Annotated in this window: 19 protein-coding genes; 6 read left to right on the forward strand and 13 right to left on the reverse strand. The window is 66.1% G+C overall.

Features of this window, described 5'->3' with window-relative positions:
- Positions 1-26: 26 nt before the first annotated feature.
- The 9 genes from virB11 to AC3A5N_RS02665 form a co-directional block, all read right to left on the reverse strand.
- Positions 27-1031: a P-type DNA transfer ATPase VirB11 gene (virB11, locus tag AC3A5N_RS02625; RefSeq protein ID WP_487735745.1), complete on the reverse strand. Its 1005-nt coding sequence runs from the start codon at positions 1029-1031 to the stop codon at positions 27-29.
- Positions 1032-1040: 9 nt separating this feature from the next.
- Positions 1041-2153, reverse strand: a complete 1113-nt coding sequence (locus AC3A5N_RS02630; protein ID WP_487735746.1) for a TrbI/VirB10 family protein — start codon at positions 2151-2153, stop codon at positions 1041-1043.
- Positions 2154-2164: 11 nt separating this feature from the next.
- Positions 2165-2938, reverse strand: a complete 774-nt coding sequence (locus tag AC3A5N_RS02635) for a TrbG/VirB9 family P-type conjugative transfer protein (RefSeq protein ID WP_487735747.1) — start codon at positions 2936-2938, stop codon at positions 2165-2167.
- A complete protein-coding gene (locus AC3A5N_RS02640; protein ID WP_487735748.1) occupies positions 2935-4104 on the reverse strand; it encodes a TrbL/VirB6 family protein in 1170 nt (389 codons plus the stop codon). The genes AC3A5N_RS02635 and AC3A5N_RS02640 overlap by 4 nt, the downstream gene beginning before the upstream one ends.
- The gene (locus AC3A5N_RS02645) at positions 4101-6530 is read right to left on the reverse strand and encodes a VirB4 family type IV secretion/conjugal transfer ATPase (RefSeq protein ID WP_487735749.1); all 2430 of its coding nucleotides are present in this window, start codon (positions 6528-6530) and stop codon (positions 4101-4103) included. Before AC3A5N_RS02645 ends, AC3A5N_RS02640 begins: the two co-directional genes overlap by 4 nt.
- 25 nt (positions 6531-6555) lie before the next feature.
- Positions 6556-6840, reverse strand: a complete 285-nt coding sequence (locus tag AC3A5N_RS02650; protein ID WP_487735750.1) for a VirB3 family type IV secretion system protein — start codon at positions 6838-6840, stop codon at positions 6556-6558.
- Between the two features lies 1 nt (position 6841).
- Positions 6842-7144: a TrbC/VirB2 family protein gene (locus tag AC3A5N_RS02655; protein WP_487735751.1), complete on the reverse strand. Its 303-nt coding sequence runs from the start codon at positions 7142-7144 to the stop codon at positions 6842-6844.
- Between the two features lie 3 nt (positions 7145-7147).
- Positions 7148-7756, reverse strand: coding sequence for a lytic transglycosylase domain-containing protein (locus AC3A5N_RS02660; RefSeq protein WP_487735752.1), 609 nt, complete (start codon positions 7754-7756; stop codon positions 7148-7150).
- 171 nt (positions 7757-7927) lie between these two features.
- Complete coding sequence (locus tag AC3A5N_RS02665; RefSeq protein WP_487735753.1) at positions 7928-8287, reverse strand: hypothetical protein; 360 nt, start codon at positions 8285-8287, stop codon at positions 7928-7930.
- A gap of 280 nt (positions 8288-8567) precedes the next feature.
- Here AC3A5N_RS02665 and AC3A5N_RS02670 point away from each other — a divergent pair, with 280 nt between their 5' ends.
- Positions 8568-10118 carry a hypothetical protein gene (locus AC3A5N_RS02670; RefSeq protein WP_487735754.1) on the forward strand — a complete coding sequence of 517 codons (1551 nt, stop codon included), beginning with the start codon at positions 8568-8570 and terminating at the stop codon, positions 10116-10118.
- A gap of 116 nt (positions 10119-10234) precedes the next feature.
- A complete protein-coding gene (locus AC3A5N_RS02675) occupies positions 10235-12907 on the forward strand; it encodes a TonB-dependent receptor domain-containing protein (RefSeq protein ID WP_487735755.1) in 2673 nt (890 codons plus the stop codon).
- A gap of 61 nt (positions 12908-12968) precedes the next feature.
- Here AC3A5N_RS02675 and AC3A5N_RS02680 read toward each other — a convergent pair whose 3' ends face one another.
- Positions 12969-13643 (reverse strand): response regulator transcription factor, encoded by a 675-nt coding sequence (locus AC3A5N_RS02680; RefSeq protein WP_487735756.1) that lies wholly within the window; start codon positions 13641-13643, stop codon positions 12969-12971.
- A 115-nt stretch (positions 13644-13758) separates the two neighbouring features.
- Between AC3A5N_RS02680 and AC3A5N_RS02685 the strand changes: the two genes are divergently transcribed.
- Both AC3A5N_RS02685 and ribB read left to right on the forward strand, forming a co-directional pair.
- Positions 13759-14526 (forward strand): Crp/Fnr family transcriptional regulator, encoded by a 768-nt coding sequence (locus AC3A5N_RS02685; protein ID WP_487735757.1) that lies wholly within the window; start codon positions 13759-13761, stop codon positions 14524-14526.
- Between the two features lie 70 nt (positions 14527-14596).
- Positions 14597-15892: a 3,4-dihydroxy-2-butanone-4-phosphate synthase gene (ribB, locus tag AC3A5N_RS02690; RefSeq protein WP_487735758.1), complete on the forward strand. Its 1296-nt coding sequence runs from the start codon at positions 14597-14599 to the stop codon at positions 15890-15892.
- A gap of 16 nt (positions 15893-15908) precedes the next feature.
- Here the strand turns inward: ribB and AC3A5N_RS02695 are convergent, their stop codons facing one another.
- From AC3A5N_RS02695 to AC3A5N_RS02705, 3 genes are read right to left on the reverse strand one after another with little or no spacing between them, the layout of a single operon-like run.
- Positions 15909-17072, reverse strand: a complete 1164-nt coding sequence (locus AC3A5N_RS02695; protein ID WP_487735759.1) for an acyl-CoA dehydrogenase family protein — start codon at positions 17070-17072, stop codon at positions 15909-15911.
- A 23-nt stretch (positions 17073-17095) separates the two neighbouring features.
- The gene (locus tag AC3A5N_RS02700; protein WP_487735760.1) at positions 17096-18244 is read right to left on the reverse strand and encodes a CaiB/BaiF CoA transferase family protein; all 1149 of its coding nucleotides are present in this window, start codon (positions 18242-18244) and stop codon (positions 17096-17098) included.
- Between the two features lies 1 nt (position 18245).
- Entirely contained in the window at positions 18246-19007 is a 762-nt protein-coding gene (locus AC3A5N_RS02705) for a crotonase/enoyl-CoA hydratase family protein (protein WP_487735761.1), read from the reverse strand.
- A gap of 104 nt (positions 19008-19111) precedes the next feature.
- On the opposite strand from AC3A5N_RS02705, the gene AC3A5N_RS02710 reads away from it, so the two are divergent.
- Positions 19112-20380 carry an acetyl-CoA C-acetyltransferase gene (locus AC3A5N_RS02710; protein ID WP_487735762.1) on the forward strand — a complete coding sequence of 423 codons (1269 nt, stop codon included), beginning with the start codon at positions 19112-19114 and terminating at the stop codon, positions 20378-20380.
- Between the two features lie 10 nt (positions 20381-20390).
- Entirely contained in the window at positions 20391-21260 is an 870-nt protein-coding gene (locus AC3A5N_RS02715; protein WP_487735763.1) for an alpha/beta fold hydrolase, read from the forward strand.
- Positions 21261-21264 lie beyond the last annotated feature (4 nt).

Consider the following 21264-nt stretch of genomic DNA (forward strand, 5'->3'; position numbering starts at 1 on the left):
AACGCCCGCCCCAATTCGCGAGAGACTCACAGCAAGGAGGAGGTTTTCGCGATCTGCGTGATGCCGCGTTTGCCGTCGGCGCTCCGGCCCAGTTGCACGATCACGTCGATGACCGAGGCGGCATAAGCGATCGTGTCGGACCGGGTGAGCCCGATGCCGGTCTGCATCACCATAAGCGCCAGCTGCTCGAGCGCCCCGCGCAGCGAGTTGGCGTGAATGGTCGAGAAACTGCCCGGATGGCCGGTATTGATCGCGCGCAGAAAGCTGACGCTCTCGGCGCCGCGCAGTTCGCCGAGCACGATGCGGTCGGGCCGCAAGCGCAGCGCGGCCTGGAGCAGTTCGTTGGCGGTCACCTTGGCTTCGCCCAACTCGCCCTTGACGGCGACCAGGCCGACGCCGTTCTCGCCGGGCAGGCGCAGTTCGGGCGTGTCCTCCACCAGCACTACGCGCTCGTGACGCGGGATCTCGCCAAGCATGGCATTGAGGAAGGTCGTCTTGCCGGTGCTCGTACCGCCCGAGATCAGGATCGTGCTCCGCTGACGGATCGCCTCGCGCAGGAATGCGATCGGCTCGGCCTGAGCGTCGGGCATCGGCGGCTGCTTCGGCGGTGCGAGCGGGCCGGTGTCGTAAGCGTCGAGCGGCAGGTCGAGCCGGCGGTGACGGCGGATCGCCATCGCCCAGTGGCGCCGCGCGGCTGGCGGCCCGCAGAACTGGACGCGCGCGCCGCCCCATTCCTTGACGGGCAGGGTCGCGCCGAGCAGCGGATGTTCGCGATTGATGCCCTGATGGCTGACGCGCGCCACCTGCTCGGCCAGGCGCTGGATCAGCATATCGTCGATGTGCGGCGTCTCGATCCGCTGCATGCCGGGCTCGGCGGCGTCTTCCACCCACACCTCACCCGGACGGTTGACGAGGATCTCGGTCACCGTGTCGCGGTCGAGCCATTCGCGGAACGGTGCCAGATAAGCGTCGAGATAGACGCTGCGCTCCCCGTCGGCTTCGGACTTGAGCGAGTGGATGTCGGCCGCCATCGCCCTGCCCTACTTGACGGTGGGAACTTGCGAGAAGTCGAGGTCGCGCGCGGTGAACACACGGATCGGCTCGCCCTGGCGGACGCGGACCGTCGGACCGATCTGGCTGTCCTGCTGCGCAGCAACGCCCGCTGCCGACTGCCCTGCACCGCCCAGTATGACCGAGGCGCCGCCGCTGCCAATCGCCGAAAGCCCGCCGATGACGGACAGCAGCATCGCCGAACCGAAGCGCCTGAAGAAGTGGCTGTCGACTTCGCCCGCGAGGCCCGTCGTCCCGTCGAACCCGATCGCCGGGGAGCCAAGGTTGACCGACGCACCGTCCGGCCGGATCAGCCGTGTCCAGATCACATAGGCGCGCTTCTGTCCGCCTTGCAGTCCGGACTGATACTGGCCGATCAGACGGCTGCTGCGCGGTACGAGCACGCGCGTGCCGTCGAAACTGCGCACGTCCTGGCTCACCACGGCACGAACATATCCCGGCACGTCGGTGTTAATCGCTGTCTCGAGGACGGCCGGGATGAGCGTGCCCTGAGTGACGGTGGTTTGCGGATTGACCATCGCCTTGGCCTGTGCGGGCGCGCCGCCGACACCGCCGATGCGGCTGGCGAAGTCGGAAGCCGAACTGCCGGTGGCGGCCGCCCCGCCTTCGGCCCCGACAGGCGCGACGGCGCCCGCGGGTGCCGCCACGGCACTTGCATCGAACACGACGGTCGGGCTGGCGTAGGGATTGCCCATCGGCGCGGGCGAGGCGCCGGGGTCCGCCGCAAGGACCGGGGCCGGCGCCGGATCGGGCTGCGCAAGTCCCGCCGGGGCCGGCGCGGGTGCAACGGCCGATGGCGCCGGCTGGGGCGCAGTCTGCTGCACCGGCGCCTGCGGTTGCGCGCCCCCGATGCCTTCCGGCTCTCCCAGGCGGGTCGAATCCATCCCGATGAAGGTCGCGGCGCCGAGCAGGGCCACGATGGCGACACCGGCGGCGAGGCCGAGCGTGTCCGATTTGCCCTTGCGCTGGGTTACCGCGGGGAAGGCGTTGCGACTTGCGAGATCGATGATCTCGGCCGATTCCTGCTCACGCGGGTCGATGTCATTCGCGCTTTCCCCGCTCTTGCGGGCCGGCAGACGCATGGCGAGGCGCACTATCGTTTCTCCCCTGCCTGAGCGAACGCGGCCTGAGCGCGCTCCGGTGAAGGCCGTTCCGGCCCCGTGTTGGTGAGGACGGCGCTGTCATCGCCGGCGCGTAGCACGATCTCGCGCGGGACGCCGTCGACCACGATCGTGTCGCCGCGCACCGTGAAGTTCACTGGGCCTTCGGTCCCCTCGTGGTTCTTGACCAGGATTGCCGGCACCGTGCGTCCGGCGGGCCAGGTTAGGAAAGTCGCGTCACCGTCGTCGTAAGTGCGGGTCGGCAGCAGCCCGGCGTCGCCCTGAGAAGTCCATGCGAAGTTGAGTTCCGCCGGATCGACCACGGCGTAAGGATCGGTCGCCGCCGCGACCTCTACCGCGGTCGGCGCCCCGGCCAGCTTCGGCTCCTCTTCCTTCGGCTCATCCGGGTAGGTGAACTTCAGCACGTAGAGCGGCCTGGCACGCGGACTTGCGACGAGGTCGAACAGATAAGTCCGCTTGTTGGTCACCACCGTCATGTTGGTCGCAGCCGTAGGCGCGAGCGGCTTTACGAACAGGAGATCGGCGCGCTTGTTGGGTGTCACCTGCCAGGCTTCGGAATCGCCGATCGCGACGTTCTCGATCGCCTCGTCTTCGCCAAATTGAATCGTCGCCTGTACCTTGGTCCGGCCCTCGATCTTCACCACCTGGGCGGGATTATACAGCCGCTCGACCAGGCGAGGGTCCTCCGCTGCGGCAGGGGCTGCAACGAGTGCGAGAGCAAGCGCGGGAAAGGCCACGCGGTTCATTTCAACGTCTCCGATGTGCATTTCTGCGGCGCACGAAAGCGGCTGCCGATGCCACTGATGCGCGAAGTCGAGGAGCTGAGCGGCTGCACTTGCGAACCGCCTTGCGTGGCCGAGACGATGCGGGTTTCTCGTCGGGTGGAACCTTGCCCGCCGGGGCCCGGGTCGTTCGCAGCCACGCCCGGCGTGACCGCGCTCACCGCGATGCGGCGCTGCGCCGCCCCGGACGAGGACGCCTGGCCCTGCGCGGCTGCGGCAACGCGCTGTGCAGCAGGCGGCACGGAGGTTCGGTCGCTGTCGGACTGCCGGTCCTCGTCGCTCCGGACGAGGCCGAACACACGCCAACCGGCCACCATCGTTCCCGCTACCTTGAGCGCCATCGCCATCAAGGCCACGTGAACCGCCCCGATCATGAAGAAGGCCACCGCCGCCTGCGGATCGACCATGCCTGGCGTCGCCGAGAGCGCAGCGAGGATCGGGACCGCGAGTTCGAGCATGACGCCGCCGCCCAGCACCGCGAAAAGCGGCGTGAGCGCGAGCAGGACCACGCCCTTGAGCCAACCGGTAAAGAGCCCGCGCGTCCCGTTGAATAGCGCCATGACGACGAAGATCGGACCGAGCGCCACGAGCACGGCCAGCCCGATCCGCGCGGTGACCAGCACGCCCACGGTCCCGAGCAGGAACAGCATCGCCCCGAGCCACAGGATGCCGGCGGGCGAGAACGCGCCTATGTCCTCCTGCCCCTTGGTCGCTTCCTGGACGGCAAGGAAGACGACGTCGATCTTCTGGGCGAAGACCTGCGTGGCCGAGCCTTCCGTTCCGCCGAGCACGGTGGCAAGCCAGTCCGGTGCGGAGAGCGCGAGGTTCCACACGACGCTCTGATATGCGACCCAGCTCGTCGCGAAGGTGACAACCAGGCCCAGCGTGATCATGCGCGGGGTTACCGAACGAACGCCGATGCTCGAGCGGCCCAGCAGGAGAGAGATCGCGAAGAACGCAACGAACAGCGTCAGCGCAATGGTCAGCACCGGGGTGAGCGCACCGCCGGGAGCGAAAAGACGGCCGAACGCCTGCGCAGTGAATTCGCCCGCCGTGCAATCGACCGCCCGCAGCGCCGCTGCGACGCCATTGCCCACCTCGGTGGCGGCCGCCTGGCAGGCGACGCTCATTCGGCAGCCTGGCGGAAGGGCACCACTTCACCCTCCCCCTCGTCATTGAGCGCTGCCGGCCAACCGTGACCGGTGAGAGCGGGATACCATTCGGCCGGCTCATCGCCGACCGCAGCGCGGAGCAGATCGAGCCGGCGGACCGAGCTCTCGCGGCCCGACAGAATGGTCAACACCTCGGGCGCGTTGGAGAGATCGAGGCGCACCACCACGCTTGCATCGGGCTGGCGGACGAGGAAGCAGCGGCTGTGTGCCGGCAGGCTCCGAATGACGGCCAGTTCGTGCGCGGTGAGGCCGAAGCCGTCGCAGTAATCCTCCGGCCGCGCGCGCGAGTTGGGCATGAAGACCATCGTCGCGGTCTGCTCGACCAGCGCGGTCGAAATACGGCTCTCGAGCGCGTCGCGCGCGCTCTGCGTCGCGAAACCGACCAGCGCGTTGCGTTTACGCAGCGTCTTCAGCCAGTCACGGATACGCGCGGCGAAGACCGCATCGTCGAGCGCCTTCCAGCCCTCATCGATCAGGATCATCGTCGGCTGGCCGTCGAGCCGCTCCTCGATCCGGTGGAAGAGGTACATCATGACCGGCGTGCGCAGCTTGGGATTCTCCAGCAATGCGGTCATGTCGAAGCCGAGCACGCGGTTCGAGAGGTCGAGCCGGTCGTCGGGATTGTCGAACAGCCAGCCATGTTCGCCCTGCCCGATCCATGCGGACAGCCGATCGGCGAGGTCGCCGGCCTCCGGGCGCCGCGCACCCGAGAGCAGTTCCTTGAAATGCCGCAGGCGGCGCAGCGAACCGTCGTTGCCATAAGCAGCGTCGACCGCCTGGCTGACGGTGGCCAGCTCCTCCGGCCCTTCGGCATTGAGCAGCACGCCGAGCCAGTCGCGCAGGAAGGCGCGGTTCACCGCTGTGTCGGGGAGCGCGAGCGGATTGAAGCCTGTCGGTTCGCCCGCGCTGATCCGGTCGTAGCGCCCGCCGATCCCGCGCACGAAGAGCTCGGCGCCGCGATCCTTGTCGAACAGGATCGTGCGCGGTTTGAACTTTTGTGCCTGCGCGGCGAGGAAGTTCATCACCACGGTCTTGCCCGAGCCCGACGGGCCGATGACCGAGAAGTTGCCCAGATCGCCGTGGTGGAAATTGAAGAAGAACGGGGTCGAGCTGGTGGTCTGCAGTAGCGTGACCGCCTCGCCCCAGTGATTACCCTGCGCCTGACCCAGCGCCATGCCGTGCAGGCTGCCGAAGCTCGCCATATTGGCCGAGGAGATCATCGCGCGGCGCACGATGTACTGCTCGTTGCCGGGGAACTGCGCCCAGAAGGCCGGTTCGAGATTGGTATCCTCGCGCACCGCGATTGCGCCGGTGTCGGCAAGTGCGGCGGCACAAGCGGCGGTCGCCTCGTCGAGCCGACCGAGATTGCGCTCGCGCACCAGCACGGTCAGGTGATGATCCCCGAAGCCCACCGCTCCGTTGCCGAGCGCATCGCGGGCGGCAAGCATGTCGGCGCGCTCGGCAGCGGCTTCCTCGTCGGCGGAGCGCAGGCGGCGCAGCGCCAGATCCATCCGCTCGCGTGCGGTCTGCCGTTCGGCGGGTGCGTAGCTTTCGGACACGACCATCTCGTAAGGCAGCCGCAGCAAGCCATCGAGCAGGCCGGGCGACGTCGCGTCGGGATAGTCTTTGAGGCTCAGCAGCGCTGCGAAATCGGGCTCGCCCGAGCCGCGCAGTTCCATCGCGTCGAGCCCGAAGCTCGCCCGGCGATAGGGCAGCATGTGGCCGACGTCGCTGTCCTCGTGCGGCCGGCGCACGGGGCGCATCTCGCCGTTATAGAGGGCGGAGAGGAGCTCGAGCAGCTCATTGTTGACCTTCCCCTGCGGCCCCTCGTAGTCGCCGAGAACCGCCGCGCCGTAAGGTTGGAGCGCGGCAACGAGCCCGGTCACCGCCGCCTTGAGCGAACGGATGTCCTTCGGGTCGGCCTCAATCTCCTTACGCCCGCGGCGGTTCCACAAGCGCGCCGCGCGTTCGGCGAGCCCGGCCTTCCCCCTGGCGGGCCGCCGAATCAGCGTGACGAACTGGTCGTTGACGAACAGCGCACCCGAGCCGAGCCGCTCCTTCCATCGCGCATCGATGTGGCGGCTGAGCGGATCGTCGAATTCCGCCTCAAGCTCGATCTCCACCCGGCGCCGGATGACGTGGTGGTACATCACGAACCGCGCATCGAGCGTCGAGCGCAGCATGACCTCACGCGTGGCAGCATGCGCGTTCAGCGCATCGCTATCCTCGGTTTCGAACAGCAGGCCGGGCACCTGAATTGCAGCCATGACCGATCCGTCGCGCAGCAGCATCGTGCCCGCGTCGATCAGGCCGGCATAGGGCAGCCGGTCGCCGGCGCGAGTTTCCCTCGCGCTCCAGGCTGCGGCTCCGATCCACTTGCTCATAACCTTTCGACCCCTTTCAGGTCCGTCACGCGGCGTAGCTGTTGCAGCCCCAGCGCTTCCAGTTCTTCACCCGGGGACACTTCGAAACCTTGGTCATCCACAGGTCGAACACGCGCGGCTCGCGCAGGCACGCGAAATAGCCGATGCCGTGAATGACGGCAGCGGCGGGCAGTGCGAGGAAGCTGCCCGTGATCAGGAACAGCTCGGTCGTCACCGCCGCATTGATGATGAAGAAGTTGTACGTCACACCCGCGAACATCTGCGGCCGGGTAAGCGCACGGTGCACGGGATGGCGGACGAGCTGATCCACCTCAGCCTCCCGCCGCCTGCTGGATGCCGGCGACGATTGAGGCGGCGCCGAACAGGATGAAGCAGCCGATGATCACCGTCGCACCGAAGCGCCAGTTCATGCGGCCGGTCAGCATCAGGAACCCGACCGCCGCGACCGCCATGACCGCGACCGCGGTAGCGACATTGCCGAGCAGCGTCCCCTGGAGCCAGCCCAATGCGGCAACGATCGGCCCGGACCCCTGCGGGTCGGCGGCAGCCTGCGCGTAGGCCGCGGTCGGTGAAAAAAGTGCGGCCAGGGCCGAAAGACGGACGATCGAACGCATGAGTTAGTGAACCTCGCGGGAATGGTTGGAAAGGCGGCCCATGATGGCCGCGATATAAGTCTTGGTCTCTCGAATCTCGGGCACACCGCCGGCGCGCTCGACCCGCCCCGGGCCGGCGTTGTAGGCGGCGAGCGCCTTCTCCAGATCGCCGCCGAAACGGTCGAGCTGCGCGCGCAGGTAGCGGGCGCCGCCCTCGAGATTGGCAAAGGGATCGGCCGGGTCGACGCCGAGTTCGCGCGCCGTGGCCGGCATGAGTTGTGCAAGGCCCCGCGCGCCGACAGGCGAGACCGCGTTCGCGCGCCAGCGGCTTTCCTGCCAGACCAGCGCTTCGATCAGCGCGGGGCTGAGATCAAAGCGGCGGGCGAGCTCCTGCACCTTGACCACATAGAGACCGGGCACGATGGACGCATGCTGCGAAGGCATGGCCACGGCCTCGGCGGGTATGGCGTAGTCTGCGGAAAGTTCGATCGCATCGGCCTCCGCCGCCGCCTGGCCGCCCGCGACCCAGCGCGCGCCGTCAGCGCCAATTTCCATGACGTCCGCCTGCGCGGGCATTGGCATCAAGGCAATGCCCGCCACAAGCGCCAGACATGGCAACCCTTTGAGAATCATCGAACCCTCCGTCCGACCTCCTTGCGCACACTACATGACAAGCTGGTGACAGCAAGTTGCACGCGATCGGACAGAGTGAAGCGGGTTCGCCGGGCTGCCGCTGTCGGCCGGCAAATCGCCCCGCGCGCGGCGGAAGAGCCGCGAATCCCGCCCCCTAACGGCGCCGCGATATCAGCGCATGGTCATCCGGCTGTGGTTCGCAAACTCTCCGCGGTCGAGCATCCGCAGCGCGCGGCGGGCGAGGTCGCGCGAATCGACCCACTCGCCCCCTGCGAGCTCGAGCCGCATCGCGGCGTCGCTGCCGGCAACTTCACGGAACATCTGCCGCGCTTCCTGCACACGCCCCTCGCGCGCGTGCGCGATTCCAAGGTTGATAAGGCGAGCCGGGTCGTCACGGTCGAGCCGGTCGTTCGCCTCGATCCGCTCGATCGCGACTTCGTTGCGCTCGGCCATGAGTTCCTCGGAAGCGACGTCCATCGCGGCACCGCTCTGAGCCAGCATGAGCACTGCGGCTCCAGCTAGAATACTCATTTCTCTTCTCCCAATGCTTCTTCGTACCGGCATGAATTTCTCATACGGCTGCCTCGTCTGCAACATAAATGAAACAATGTCATTGTTATGTAACAAACTCGCTTTTGCGGCAGCCACTCACACCTGTCATAATTGATTATTAAATGTCATATTACCGTCGCATAACTAATAGTATTTTCTGCAAAGAAACTGTCACGGGACGGTCCTACCTCGCGAGTCGCGATCTCGATTTCGCATCTGTCGATTCTTCGGTTTTTTGAGGGGACCGCTCGCTGTGAAAATGCTCCAACGATCCATCATGCTCGGCTGCGGCCTGGTCGTTCTGACCGGCTGCGGCGCCGACGAAATCAGCTCGCCCGGCACGGGCGGCAATGTCATCGTCAACCCGCCGGCGAGCCCGCCGCCCCCACCCCCGCCGCCTCCGCCGCCGCCCGGTACGGTGACACCTGCTGCCGAATGCCCGGACATCAATGATCCGAGCGGGCTTCTGAACGAAGGGACGATAGCCACGCCGACCGGTGAATACCGTGTCTGCGCATTGCCGGCCCAGTTCACCGAGTCCTCCACCCTCCCCTATGTCCAGGGACTGCTCTACCGGCTCAACGGCCGGGTAGATGTCGGGAGCGACGGCGGTCGGGCGCCTGATGACTCGGACGGGGTCAGTGACACCGACGTTACGCTGACCATTGAACCGGGCGCGATACTCTACGCGAGCGGCGCCTCGTTCCTGATGGTCAACCGCGGCAACCAGATCAACGCGGTCGGCACCCCTGAGATGCCGATCATCTTCACCAGTCGCAACAACGTGCTCGGTGAAAACAACGAGAACTCTTCGGGCCAGTGGGGCGGCGTGGTCCTGGCCGGCCGCGCGCCGGTAACCGATTGCACCGTGGCACCCAACGCCGCACCGGGTTCGGTCGACTGCGAACGCAGCGTCGAAGGTTCCGCCCACGCAGCATATTTCGGTGGCGCAACCGACGACGACAGCTCGGGCACGATGCGCTACGTCCAGATCCGCTACTCAGGCTTCGTCTTGTCCGCCAACAATGAACTGCAGTCGCTGACGACCGGCGGCACCGGCACGGGCACCGAACTCAGCCACATCATGAGCTACAACAGCTCCGATGATGGCGTCGAGTTCTTCGGTGGCTATGTCAACGCCAAGAACCTGATCGTGGTGGGTGCGGAAGACGACGCGCTCGACACCGACACCGGCGTTCAGGCGAACTTGCAATATGTGATCGTCGCCAGTCGCGCGAATGCTGGCGATACGATCATCGAGGCCGACACCAGCAACGAAAAGATTGCCGACCGGCCGCAGCAGAACACGCAGATCTCGAACGCGACGTTCGTCTACAACGGGGCAACCCGGGATCAGGCCATCCGCATCCGCGGCGGCACCGATTATGCCATCGTCAATTCGGTACTCGTCGATGCTACCGGGAGCACCCCCTGCATCCGTATCGACGACGCAGAAACGGTAGCTGCCGCGCCGACGTTCAATTCCTTCGTCCTCGACTGTGCGACCGCATTCCGCGACGGCGGCAGCGTGACGGCGGCCCAGACGCAGAGCATCTTCGAAAGCGGTACGAACAACAACGCCGGGTACACCAGCACGCTGACCGGCTTGTTCATCAACGGTTCGAACGAGAACGCCGTCCCGGCTTTCGATCCGACTGCTCTGTCGAGCTTCTTCGACGATGTCGATTACATCGGCGCCGTCCGCAACGCTTCCGACACCTGGTACGCGGGTTGGACGTGCAACTCGGCCACGGCGAACTTCGGCGACAACGTCGGCGATTGCACCTCGCTGCCGGTCTACTCGTCGTAACGAGCAACAGAACGGGGGCGGTCCGCTTTTTCCGGCGGGCCGCCTCCCACGTTTTTCAGGGCCACCGGCCCGCAGCATTTTCTCCGATTTTTTCGAGACGAAGGGGGTCTTCCACCATGTCCACCGGCAAGCAGTTGGCGGGGCTGCTCCTGCTCACCACAGCTCTCACGCTTCCCGGCGTTGCGCTCGCGCAGGGAACGGCTAGCACGCCTGATACCGGCGCAGAGGGCACGCCTCCTGATCCGCAGAACGAGCAGGATGCCGCCGCGGAGCAGGAAGCGGAGATCTCCATCCCCGGTGGCGGCGGCGAGATCATCGTCACCGGCCGCCGCACGCAGGACGTCACCCGCAGCTCGACGCAGGTTGTCTCGGTCCTCACCAGCGAGCAGATCGCGCGCACGGGTGAAGGCGATATCGCCGGCGCGCTGAGCCGCGTGACGGGCCTCTCCATCCAGGGCCAAGGATTCGTCTACGTCCGCGGCTTGGGCGACCGCTACTCGCTCGCTCTCCTCAATGGCCTGCCGCTGCCGAGCCCGCAGCCGCTTAGCCGCGTCGTCCCGCTCGACATCTTCCCAACGGACGTGGTCGCCTCCAGCCTCGTGCAGAAGACCTACTCCGCCAACTTCCCCGGCGAATTCGGCGGCGGTGTGATCAATCTCACCACCCGCGCCATTCCCGATGAGAGCTTCTTCGAGATCAGCGCCGGGATCAGCGGGGACGAGCAGACGACGTTCTCCGGCGGCATCGACCACTATGGGTCGGATTTCGACTGGTTCGGCTTCGACGACGGCACGCGCGACGCGCCGCCGGCCCTGCAGGAGTTCTTCGACAGCGGCCGCCGGATGACCGATCTCGAGGTCGACCAGCAGAAGATCGCCAGGCAGCTCGGCAACCCGAACCTGGTCCTCACCCAGCGGATCGACTCGCTGCCGGTCAACTGGTCTGCCGGACTGACCGCCGGCACCTCCTTCCCCGTCTTTGCCGACGGGGAGTTCGGCGTGATCGCGACGGCCGGGATCAGCAACAAGTGGCGCAACCGCTCCATCATCTCGCAGACCGCGCGGAACGCCGATCTCGATCTGAACACCGATTTCCGCGACTTCGTCACCGACAATCGCATGCTGGTGAACGGTCTTCTGGGCTTCGGCCTGGAGGTCGGCGATCACACCTTCCGCTGGACGAACCTCTACATTCGCGACAGCCTGAAGCAGTCGCGCCTCGCCCTGGGTGAGGACTTCCAGGACGGTGATACGGAGTTCCAGCAGGACACCGCCTGGTACGAACGTCAGCTCATCAACAGCCAGCTCGTGGCCGAGTTGGAGTTCGGCAATCTCGATATCGATCTGCGCGGCGGCTATGCGCAAACGCAGCGCGAGGCGCCTTACGAGTACAGCTTCACCTACGTGCGGACGAACAATGAGAACGATCCGCTTGGCGACCTGTTTGTCAACGTCCTCGATCGCCAACGAGGCAGCGGGTCGGTAGCTTTCTCCGAACTCAAAGAGGATCTGTGGTACGGTGGGATCGACGTCGGCTACCCGATCACCGACTGGCTGCGGCTGACGGCTGGCTACGCGTACACCGATACGAGCCGCTATTCGGAGCGGCGCGAGTTCCTGTTCGATGCAGACACCGGCTTCGAAGACGCCGTAGGCGCCCTGAGGCCGGATCTCCTGCTCGGCGACGCGGTGATCGACTATTACGGCATCGGCCTAATCGAAACGACGCAGTCCGACCCGGCCTTCAAGGCAGGGCTAGAAATCCAGGCCGGCTATGTCCAATCGCGCATCAATCCGCTGGACGGCGTTACGCTCGACCTCGGCGTTCGCTACGAGGACGCGAAGCAGAGTGTGAACCCGGTCGAGGTATTCGCTACGCCGATCAACTCGGGGAGCTCGACGCTTCTGCGGAACGACTACTATCTGCCTGCGGGCACGCTGACCTGGGAAGTGACCGATGCGCTGCAGGCCCGGATCAGCGCCTCGAAGACCATCGCGCGGCCGCAGTTCCGCGAGCTGATCTTCCAGACCTACTACGATCCGGAAACCAACCGCCAGTACAACGGCAACCCGATGCTGGTCGACAGCGAGCTGACCAACTTTGAAGGCCGACTCGAGTACTACTTCGGCAACGGCAGCCGCGCGTCGGTGGCAGGGTTCTACAAGGACATCGAGAATCCGATCGAAGTGTTCTCCGCCTTTTCCGATAACGTGCAGGTCAGCGGCTTCGCCAACGCCCCGAAGGCGCAGCTCTACGGCGCAGAAGCGGAGTTCCAGTACAACCACGACCTCGTCGGATGGGGCGGCTGGTTCGACACGAAGCGCGCGATCGCCGTGGCGAACTACACCTACACCCAGTCGGAGATCAAAGTTACGCCGGGAGACGTGACCTGGGTGTTCCCGAGCGGCGAGCGGCCGGCGACCGACTACTTCCGTGACGGCGTGCCGTTGACGGGCCAGTCGGACCACCTCGTCAACCTGCAGCTCGGCATCGAGGATCTCGACCGCCTGCAGCAGTTCACCTTCCTCCTCTCCTACGCAAGCGAACGGGTGACGGCGCGCGGCACCTCGAACCTTCCCGACATCGTCGAGGATCCAGGCCTGCGGGTGGACTTCGTCTACCGGCAGGAGTTCGATCTCTTCCGCCGTCCGATCGAGCTGAAGCTGGAGGCGCGCAACATCTTCGGGCGCGATCACTTGGAATATCAGTCGAACGGCACCAACCGGATCGAGATCAACAGCTACGAGGTCGGGCAGAGTTTCGCTCTATCGCTTTCGACCGAATTCTGACGGCGACTTTTTAGTCCACCCTACTGGCGGGCCGCCCTCGGGCGGCCCGTTCCTTTTTCGCTCAGGGTGCGTCGAGCACGTAGCCCAGTGAGCGGACGGTACGCAGCAGGCTGTCAGCCCCGGCGGTCTTAAGCGCACGACGCAGGCGGCCGATCCATACGTCCACCGTGCGCTCGTCGATCGGCGGGTCCACTTTGCCGAGCCCGGCGATGAGCTCTCCGCGCGAGAGGACCTGGTTCGGATTCTCAGCAAAGAAGCGCAACAGGCGGAGCTCGTTCGGCCGCAGCGAGATTGGCTTACCGCTCCAGCGCGCCTGTTGCGCCGCCAGATCAATCGCCAGTTCGCCCAGATCGATGCGCTGCGCGTGATGCCGCTTGCGCTGATGCGAATGGAGCGCGAGCACACGGTCGAGCACGGCCGTCCGGTCGAGCGGACCGATCATGTAGTCGTCGGCCCCGGCGCGCAGCGCACGCCGGCGATCCTCCATATCGTCGCTTTCGAGCACCATCGTGACGTGCGCGGCCGCGGTCCGGGGATCGGCGCGCAGGCGGCGGCACATCTCGAGCCCCGCGAGATCGTCCATCACCCAGTCGACGAAAGCCCAGATCGGCCCGTCCACGAGTTGTCGCGGCCCCTCCGGATAGAGGCGCGCGAAAGCAAACCGCGTACCGGCCTGCTCGAAACCTTCGAGCGTCTCTGCAAGCTCGTCGGTCAGGAAGATGTTGATCGCATCCACAGCGGCAAGTCCCCTTGTCGCTTTCGGCTTGCCCCGCGCTTGTGACGGGTTGGTGACAGGGGAATGTCGAACCTCCCGTTCGGAACCGCGGCGGTGACGGCGCGTAGTCGCTACGATGAAAGGCGAACTCGAGCGCTATCCGTTGACTTGCCGGTTCCTGATGGGGCGCCTGCGTCAGGCGATGTCGGACCGCGAGAAGGAAGTTCTCGAAAGCTCGATCACCGACGTGCGCGAATACGATGATGGCCACTGTCTCCTAGCACGCGGTGAAGTGTGTGAACGAAGCACGATGTTGATCGACGGTTTCATCGTGCGGGCAATCCACGAGAACGACCGGCGCTATATCGTCGGGATGCAGGTGCCGGGCGACTTCGTCGACCTCCACGCCTTCGCGCTGAAGCGGCTCGACCACGACGTGGTGACCATCGGGCCGGCCAAAGTCGGCACGGTGATGCACGAGCGCCTCATCGAATTGATGGCCACCGAGCCGCATCTGTCGCGCGTGCTCTGGTTCTCAACGCTGCTCGACGCCGCCCTGCACCGCCAATGGCTGCTCAAGCTCGAGCAGCTCAAGGCCAACCGGCGGGTCGCGCATCTGCTGGCGGAGATCTGGCACCGCCTCGACATGGTGGGCCTTTCCAGGACCGACGGCTTTCGCTCTCCGCTGACCCAGACCGATCTTGCGGACATGAGCGGGACCACGGCGGTGCACATGAACCGCGCGATTGGCGAACTACGCCGGCTCGGGATTGCGGACTTCCGTCGCGGAATACTGAGCTTCGCCGATCGCGCCAAGCTCGAGGAACACGGTGACTTCGATCCGACCTACCTCTATGGTCCGGGGGCGCTGCACATCGGCAATCTTCTGAACACGCAAGAGTGAGATCGAGCTAAATCACATTATAATGTGATCAACCATTGCAAAATCACATGATGCTGTTTAAATGCGGCGCATGACCGAACTCAGCACAGCAGCCATCAAGCAGAAGATCCAGTCCCTTGTCGACGCCGGCAAGATGTCGCGTGCCGGCATCGCGCGCGCGGCGGGCCTGCACGCCAACACCTTGCGCGATTGCAGCGACGCGGGCTGGAATCCGACCGCCGACACGCTGGAGAAGCTGGCCGCGTTCCTCAAGGCGAACGACGATCGCCCCGTGCTCGCCACTATCGAGGAGATCATCGACGAGGCCCGCAACGGGCGCATGTTCGTGCTGGTGGACGACGAGGATCGGGAGAACGAGGGCGATCTGGTGATCCCCGCCCAGATGGCCACGCCCGCCGCGATCAACTTCATGGCGACTCACGGCAAGGGCCTCGTCTGCCTGTCGATGACCAAGGCGCGCTGCGACCAGCTCCGCCTGGAACCGATGAGCCGCAATAACCGGACACGGCACGAAACCGCCTTCACCACCTCGATCGAGGCGCGCGAGGGCGTCACCACCGGGATCAGCGCGGCCGACCGCGCGCGCACGATCAGCGTTGCGATCGACGCGGCGCACGGGCCGGACGATATCGTGACGCCGGGTCATGTCTTCCCCCTCGTCGCCCGCGACGGCGGCGTGCTGGTCCGCGCCGGACATACCGAGGCGGCGGTCGATATCTCGCGCCTCGCCGGGCTCAATCCGTCGGGCGTGATCTGCGAAATCATGAACGACGATGGCACGATGGCGCGGCTCGACGACCTGATTGCCTTCGCCCGCCGTCATGACCTGAAGGTCGGCACGATCCGCGACCTCATCGCCTATCGCCGCAAGCACGATCACATGGTCGAGAAGCGCGCCGAGACTCGTTTCGCCAGCCGCTTCGGCGGCGCGTGGAACGCGATCGGCTTCCACAACAAGGCGACCGGCGACGACACGCTGGCGCTCGTCCTCGGCCGGATCGATCCGGGCAAGCCGACGCTCGTGCGCATGCACCTGCTCAATCCGTTCGCCGATATCTTCGGCGAGGATTCGCCGCGCGGCGGTCTGCTGCAGAAGTCGATGGAGATCATCGCCGCGGAAGGCGCCGGCGTGATCGTCGTGATCAACAAGTCGGCGGGCAAGGACATGACCGCGATCACCCGCCTTCATCGCGGCGAACCGATCGAGCAGGATATCGAGGAGTTCCGCGACTACGGCGTAGGCGCGCAGATCCTCGCCGAATTGGGCGTGCACGATATGGAACTGCTGACCAACTCGCACCACTCGCTGGTGGCCCTCGAAGGCTACGGCCTGTCCATCGTCGGCAACCGTCCGTTCGAGGACTGAACCGGCCGTCGCCCGTCTACATCGACCGGGCGATCAGCATTTTCATGATCTCGTTCGAACCTCCGAAGATGCGGGTCACCCGGCTGTCGCGGAACATCTTCGCGATCGGGTATTCGTTGATGTAGCCCCAGCCGCCATGGAGCTGGAGGCATTTGTCGACGACCTCCCCCTGCAGCTCGGTGAGCCAGTACTTGGCGATCGAGGCGGTGGTGACGTCGAGCTCGCCCTTGAGCAGCTTGGCGATGCAGTCGTTGAGGAAGACCTTGGCCGCCGTGCCGCGCGCCTTGAGGTCGGCGAGCACGAACTGTGTGTTCTGGAAGTCCCAGATCGTCTGCCCGAAGGCCTTGCGCTGCTTGACGTATTCGACCGTACTGTCGAGCGCCTTCTCGATCGTGCTCATCGCGCCGACGGCGATCACAAGCCGCTCCTGCGGCAGCTCGCCCATGAGCTGGTAGAAGCCGCGCCCTTCCTGCCCGCCGAGGACGTTCTCGCCCGGGATGAAGACATCGTCGAAGAACAGCTCGCTGGTATCCGCCGCGTCCATCCCGATCTTGTCGAGCTTCTTGCCTCGCCGAAAACCTTCCGCTCCCTCTGTCTCGAGGCACATCAGGCTGATGCCCTTGGCGCGCTCGTTCGGGTTCGTCTTGGCGACGACGACAATGAAGTTCGCGAGCTGCCCGCTCGAGATGAAGGTCTTCGCGCCGTTGAGGCGGTATCCGTTGCCGTCCTTCACCGCCGTGGTGGCGACGCTCTGCAAGTCCGAGCCCACGCCCGGCTCAGTCATTGCGATGGCCGAGATCAGCTCACCCGAAACGAGCCGCGGCAGCCAGCGCCTCTTCTGCTCCTCCGTCCCGTGGCGGACGACGTAGGGCAAGATGATAACGTTGTGCAGGCTCGCGGCAAATCCGTCGACGCCCTTCTCCGCCTGCTGGTCGAGCACGACCAGATCGTGCCGGAAATCGCCGCCGTGGCCGCCGTACTCGGTCGGCACGGTCATGCCGAGGATTCCTGCTGCGCCTGCTTCGGTCCAGAACTCGCGCTCGACCATGCCGTCTTCGCGCCACTTCTCGACCCGTTTCTCCGGCGCATGCTGCTCGAAGAACTTGCCGACCGCATCCCTGAAGACCGCGATCTCCTCGTCCTGCATGAACTCTGGGTCGGGGACGTCGATAACGGGCATGAAAGTGTTCCTCTCCGGTTCTGTCAGGCGACCGTGCCCGCTTCGCGCAGGGCGGCTATCTCGTTTGCGTCCATGCCCAGCGCGGCGAGGATCGCGTCGCTGTCGTCGCCAGGCATCGGGGCGGATCGGGGCTTGCCCGGGGCGGTCACGGAATAGCGCGGCGCCGGCGCAGGCTGCACGTCGCCGCCGACATCGACGAACGTTTCGCGCGCCAGGTTGTGCGGGTGGCGCGCGGCTTCGCTCATGGTCAGGACCGGGGCGTAGCAGACGTCGGTGTGTTCCAGCAGCGCGTCCCATTCGTCGCGGGTCCTGGTCCTGAACAGCGCGGCGAGCTTGTCCTTGAGCATGCCCCACTTCGCGCGGTCGTGCTGGGCGTCGAAGTCGCGGTCGTCCTCCAGCCCGAGGAGACGGCGCAGCTCCGCATAGAACTGCGGCTCGATGCTGCCGATGGAGACGAACTTGCCGTCGCGGGTCTCGTAGGTGTCGTAGAAGTGCGCGCCGGTATCGAGCATGTTGGCGCCGAGATCTTCCGACCACACGCCCATGTTCTTCATGCCGTGGATCATGGCCATGAGCACTGCGGCACCGTCGGTCATCGCGGCGTCGATCACCTGCCCTTCCCCGCCGCGGGCGACGTTGAGCAGCGCGGAGACCATGCCGAAGGCGAGCATCATCCCCCCGCCCCCGAAATCGCCGACCATGTTGATCGGCGGGGTCGGCTTGCCGCCCGCGCGCCCGTAGTGCGCCAGCGCGCCGGCGAGCGCGATGTAGTTGATGTCGTGCCCGGCGTAGGGAGCATAGGGGCCGGTCTGCCCCCACCCCGTCATGCGGCCATAGACGAGCTTCGGATTGTCCTGCAGCAGCACCTCGGGCCCGAGCCCGAGCCGCTCCATCACACCGGGCCGGAAGCCTTCGATGATCCCGTCCGCGCTCGCACAGAGCTTTCGCGCAAGCGCGACGCCTTCGGCCGTCTTGAGGTTCAGCGCGATCGATTTTCGCCCGCGGGCCAGCACATCGCCCGTCGCCACCGGCTGAGACCCGCCGCGCCCGCCGCTGGCGCGGTCGATACGGACCACCTCCGCGCCGTGATCCGCGAGCATCATACCGCAGAACGGACCTGGTCCGATTCCGGCGAACTCGACGATACGCAGCCCGGAGAGCGGGCCCGCCACGCTACTTGCCCTTCCAGTTCGGCTTGCGCTTCTCGGCGAAGGCAGCCGCGCCTTCGCGCGCGTCCTCGCTGACGAAGACCTGTCCGATCATCGGCCCCTGCCGATCGTAGCGCTCGTCCATCGGCCAGGCGCGGGATTCGCGGATGATCTGCTTGGACAGGCGCACAGCCAGTGGGCCGTTCTCCGCGATCCGGCCCGCCAGTTCGAGCGCGCCGTCGAGCGCCGAACCGTCGACCACGCGGTTGATCAGGCCGAGCTCGTAAGCGCGCGCGGCGTCGATGAAATCGCCGGTCAGCGCCAGCTCCATCGCGATCCGCTCCGGGATCTGATCGGGCAGCATCATCACGCCCCCCGCCCCCGCGACGAGACCGCGCTTCACTTCGGGAATACCGAACTTGGCCTGGCTGCTCGCGACGACCAGATCGCAGGCGATCATCAACTCGAGCCCGCCGGCCAGCGCATAACCCTCCACCGCAGCGATCAGCGGCTTCTTCGGCGGTGCCTGAACAACGCCTCCGAACCCGCGCCCCTCGATCATCGGCGATTCGCCGCGCAGGAAGCCCTTGAGGTCCATCCCCGAGCAGAACGTGCCGCCCGCGCCGGTGAGAATGCCGACCCGCAGGTCGTCCTCCGCGTCGAGCCGGTCCATCGCCGCCGCGATTCCCTCGGCCGCCACCTTGTTCATGGCGTTCTTCGCTTCGGGGCGATTGATCGTGACGATCAGCACGCCATCGCGCACCTCTGTCAGCAGCTCCTCGCTCATCCCATCCACTCCATTTCTTATCGAAACTGTTCTTGTGCCCTTGCTGGCCAAGCTTTACGCATGCGTCAACTGATTTACGGAAAACGGACGGAAGGATTGCTGCAATGGGCGAGGCCTACATCATCGACGCGGTGCGGACCCCGCGGGGTATCGGCAAGGTGGGCAAGGGCGCGCTCGCGCACATGCACCCGCAGCACCTCGCCGCGACGGTGCTCAAGGCCATTGCGGAACGCAATTCGCTCGACACGAAAGACGTCGACGACGTGATCTGGTCGACCAGCACGCAGAAGGGCAAGCAGGGCGGCGACCTGGGCCGGATGGCGGCGCTCGACGCCGGCTACGACATCACGAGCTCGGGCATGACGCTCGACCGCTTCTGCGGCGGCGGGATTACCAGCGTGAACCTCGCCGCGGCGCAGGTGATGAGCGGCATGGCCGATCTCGTCGTCGCCGGCGGGACCGAGATGATGAGCTACACCGCCTCCTCCACGCAGGAGGAAATGCAGGCGGGCATCATGCCGCTGGGCATGGGTTCGGGCAATGAGCGCCTGCGCCAGGTCCACCCGCAGAGCCACCAGGGCGTGTGCGGCGACGCGATCGCGACGATCGAGGGCTTCACCCGCGAGGAGCTCGACGCGCTCGCGCTGCGCAGCCAGAAGAACGCCGCGCGCGCGATCGAGGAAGGCCGGTTCGACAAGTCGCTCGTCACGGTGGTGGACGATCAGGGCAACGTGGTGCTCGAGCGCGAGGAATTCCCCCGTCCGCAGACGACGGCGGAAGGGCTCGCGGAGCTCCAGCCCAGCTTCGCCAAGATCGCGCAGACCCCGCTCGACAAGCAGGGCACGACATTCGCCGGGCTGGTCACGCAGAAGTACCCCGACCTCGAGATCAAGCACTTTCACCACGCGGGCAACAGCTCCGGCGTGGTCGACGGCGCGGCGGCGGTTCTTCTGGCGAGCAAGGACTATGCGCAGAGCCACGGTCTCAAGCCGCGCGCGCGGATCGTCGCCACCGCCAATCAGGGCGACGACCCGACGCTGATGCTCAACGCCCCGGTTCCGGCGGCGAAGAAAGTGCTCGCCAAGGCGGGTTTGACCAAGGATGACATCGACCTGTGGGAGATCAACGAGGCCTTCGCCGTGGTGGCGGCGAAGTTCATCCGCGATCTCGATCTTCCCGAGGACAAGGTGAACGTGAACGGTGGCGCCATCGCGCTCGGCCACCCCATCGGCGCGACCGGATCGATCCTGATCGGCACCGCGCTCGACGAGCTCGAACGCACGGGCGGGCGCTATGCGCTGGTGACGATGTGCGCGGCGGGCGGCATGGCGCCCGCGATCGTGATCGAGCGCGTCGAAGACTTCGTGGACTGAGGGGGCGCACATGGACCTGATCGGCCCCGTCTCGCGCAGCTATATCTCGCAGCGCACCAAGCTGCATTACGCCGACTGGGGCAATCCCGAGGCACCGCCGCTGATCCTGCTCCACGGCGGGCGCGACCACTGCCGGAGCTGGGACTGGACCGCGAAGGCGCTGCGGGGCGACTGGCACGTGATCTGCCCCGACTTGCGCGGCCACGGCGACAGCGGGTGGAGCCGCACCGGCCATTACCAGGTGATGGGCTACGTCTTCGACCTGCTGCAGCTGGTGCTGCTCAACGATCTTACGCCGGTCACGATCGTGGCGCACTCGCTGGGCGGCAACGTCGCGCTGCGCTTCACCGGCCTCTATCCCGACAAAGTGCGCAAGCTCGTCGCGATCGAGGGGCTGGGCTCCTCCCCCGAACGGCAGGCCGAGCGCGAGGCGATGGGACCGGAGAAGATCTGGGGCGACTATTTCGAGAAGAAGCGCGAGGCGGCCGCCCGCCAGCCGCGCCGCTATGCCACGTTCGAGGATGCGCTGAGCCGCATGCACGAGGCGAACAGCTACCTTTCGGCGGAACAGGCGCTCCACCTCACCCAGCACGCGGTGATGCGCAACGAGGACGGCACGTTCAGCTGGAAGTTCGACCCGCACGTCCACGCCTGGCCGCCGGAGGACATGACCTACCGCCAGATGGAAGCGCTGTGGAACCGGATCGAGTGCCCGACCCGCCTGATCTACGGCAACGACAGTTGGGCGTCGAACCCGGCGAGGGACGGGCGCATCGCGCATTTCCGCACCGCCACCGTGACCGACTACGACAACGCCGGCCACTGGGTGCACCACGACCGCTTCGACGACTTCCTGGCGGAACTGCGCGAATTCCTCTGAGCGG

It is taken from the genome of Pelagerythrobacter sp. Soil_C_18, assembly GCF_057657235.1.

What these genes read in the sequence shown, in the direction of transcription:
- virB11 (WP_487735745.1), bottom strand. Translation starts at nt 1,031, where the DNA reads ATGGCGGCCGACATCCACTCGCTCAAGTCCGAAGCCGACGGGGAGCGC.
- AC3A5N_RS02630 (WP_487735746.1), bottom strand. Translation starts at nt 2,153, where the DNA reads ATGCGTCTGCCGGCCCGCAAGAGCGGGGAAAGCGCGAATGACATCGAC.
- AC3A5N_RS02635 (WP_487735747.1), bottom strand. Translation starts at nt 2,938, where the DNA reads ATGAACCGCGTGGCCTTTCCCGCGCTTGCTCTCGCACTCGTTGCAGCC.
- AC3A5N_RS02640 (WP_487735748.1), bottom strand. Translation starts at nt 4,104, where the DNA reads ATGAGCGTCGCCTGCCAGGCGGCCGCCACCGAGGTGGGCAATGGCGTC.
- AC3A5N_RS02645 (WP_487735749.1), bottom strand. Translation starts at nt 6,530, where the DNA reads ATGAGCAAGTGGATCGGAGCCGCAGCCTGGAGCGCGAGGGAAACTCGC.
- AC3A5N_RS02655 (WP_487735751.1), bottom strand. Translation starts at nt 7,144, where the DNA reads ATGCGTTCGATCGTCCGTCTTTCGGCCCTGGCCGCACTTTTTTCACCG.
- AC3A5N_RS02660 (WP_487735752.1), bottom strand. Translation starts at nt 7,756, where the DNA reads ATGATTCTCAAAGGGTTGCCATGTCTGGCGCTTGTGGCGGGCATTGCC.
- AC3A5N_RS02665 (WP_487735753.1), bottom strand. Translation starts at nt 8,287, where the DNA reads ATGAGTATTCTAGCTGGAGCCGCAGTGCTCATGCTGGCTCAGAGCGGT.
- AC3A5N_RS02670 (WP_487735754.1), top strand. Translation starts at nt 8,568, where the DNA reads ATGCTCCAACGATCCATCATGCTCGGCTGCGGCCTGGTCGTTCTGACC.
- AC3A5N_RS02675 (WP_487735755.1), top strand. Translation starts at nt 10,235, where the DNA reads ATGTCCACCGGCAAGCAGTTGGCGGGGCTGCTCCTGCTCACCACAGCT.
- AC3A5N_RS02685 (WP_487735757.1), top strand. Translation starts at nt 13,759, where the DNA reads ATGAAAGGCGAACTCGAGCGCTATCCGTTGACTTGCCGGTTCCTGATG.
- ribB (WP_487735758.1), top strand. Translation starts at nt 14,597, where the DNA reads ATGACCGAACTCAGCACAGCAGCCATCAAGCAGAAGATCCAGTCCCTT.
- AC3A5N_RS02695 (WP_487735759.1), bottom strand. Translation starts at nt 17,072, where the DNA reads ATGCCCGTTATCGACGTCCCCGACCCAGAGTTCATGCAGGACGAGGAG.
- AC3A5N_RS02705 (WP_487735761.1), bottom strand. Translation starts at nt 19,007, where the DNA reads ATGAGCGAGGAGCTGCTGACAGAGGTGCGCGATGGCGTGCTGATCGTC.
- AC3A5N_RS02710 (WP_487735762.1), top strand. Translation starts at nt 19,112, where the DNA reads ATGGGCGAGGCCTACATCATCGACGCGGTGCGGACCCCGCGGGGTATC.
- AC3A5N_RS02715 (WP_487735763.1), top strand. Translation starts at nt 20,391, where the DNA reads ATGGACCTGATCGGCCCCGTCTCGCGCAGCTATATCTCGCAGCGCACC.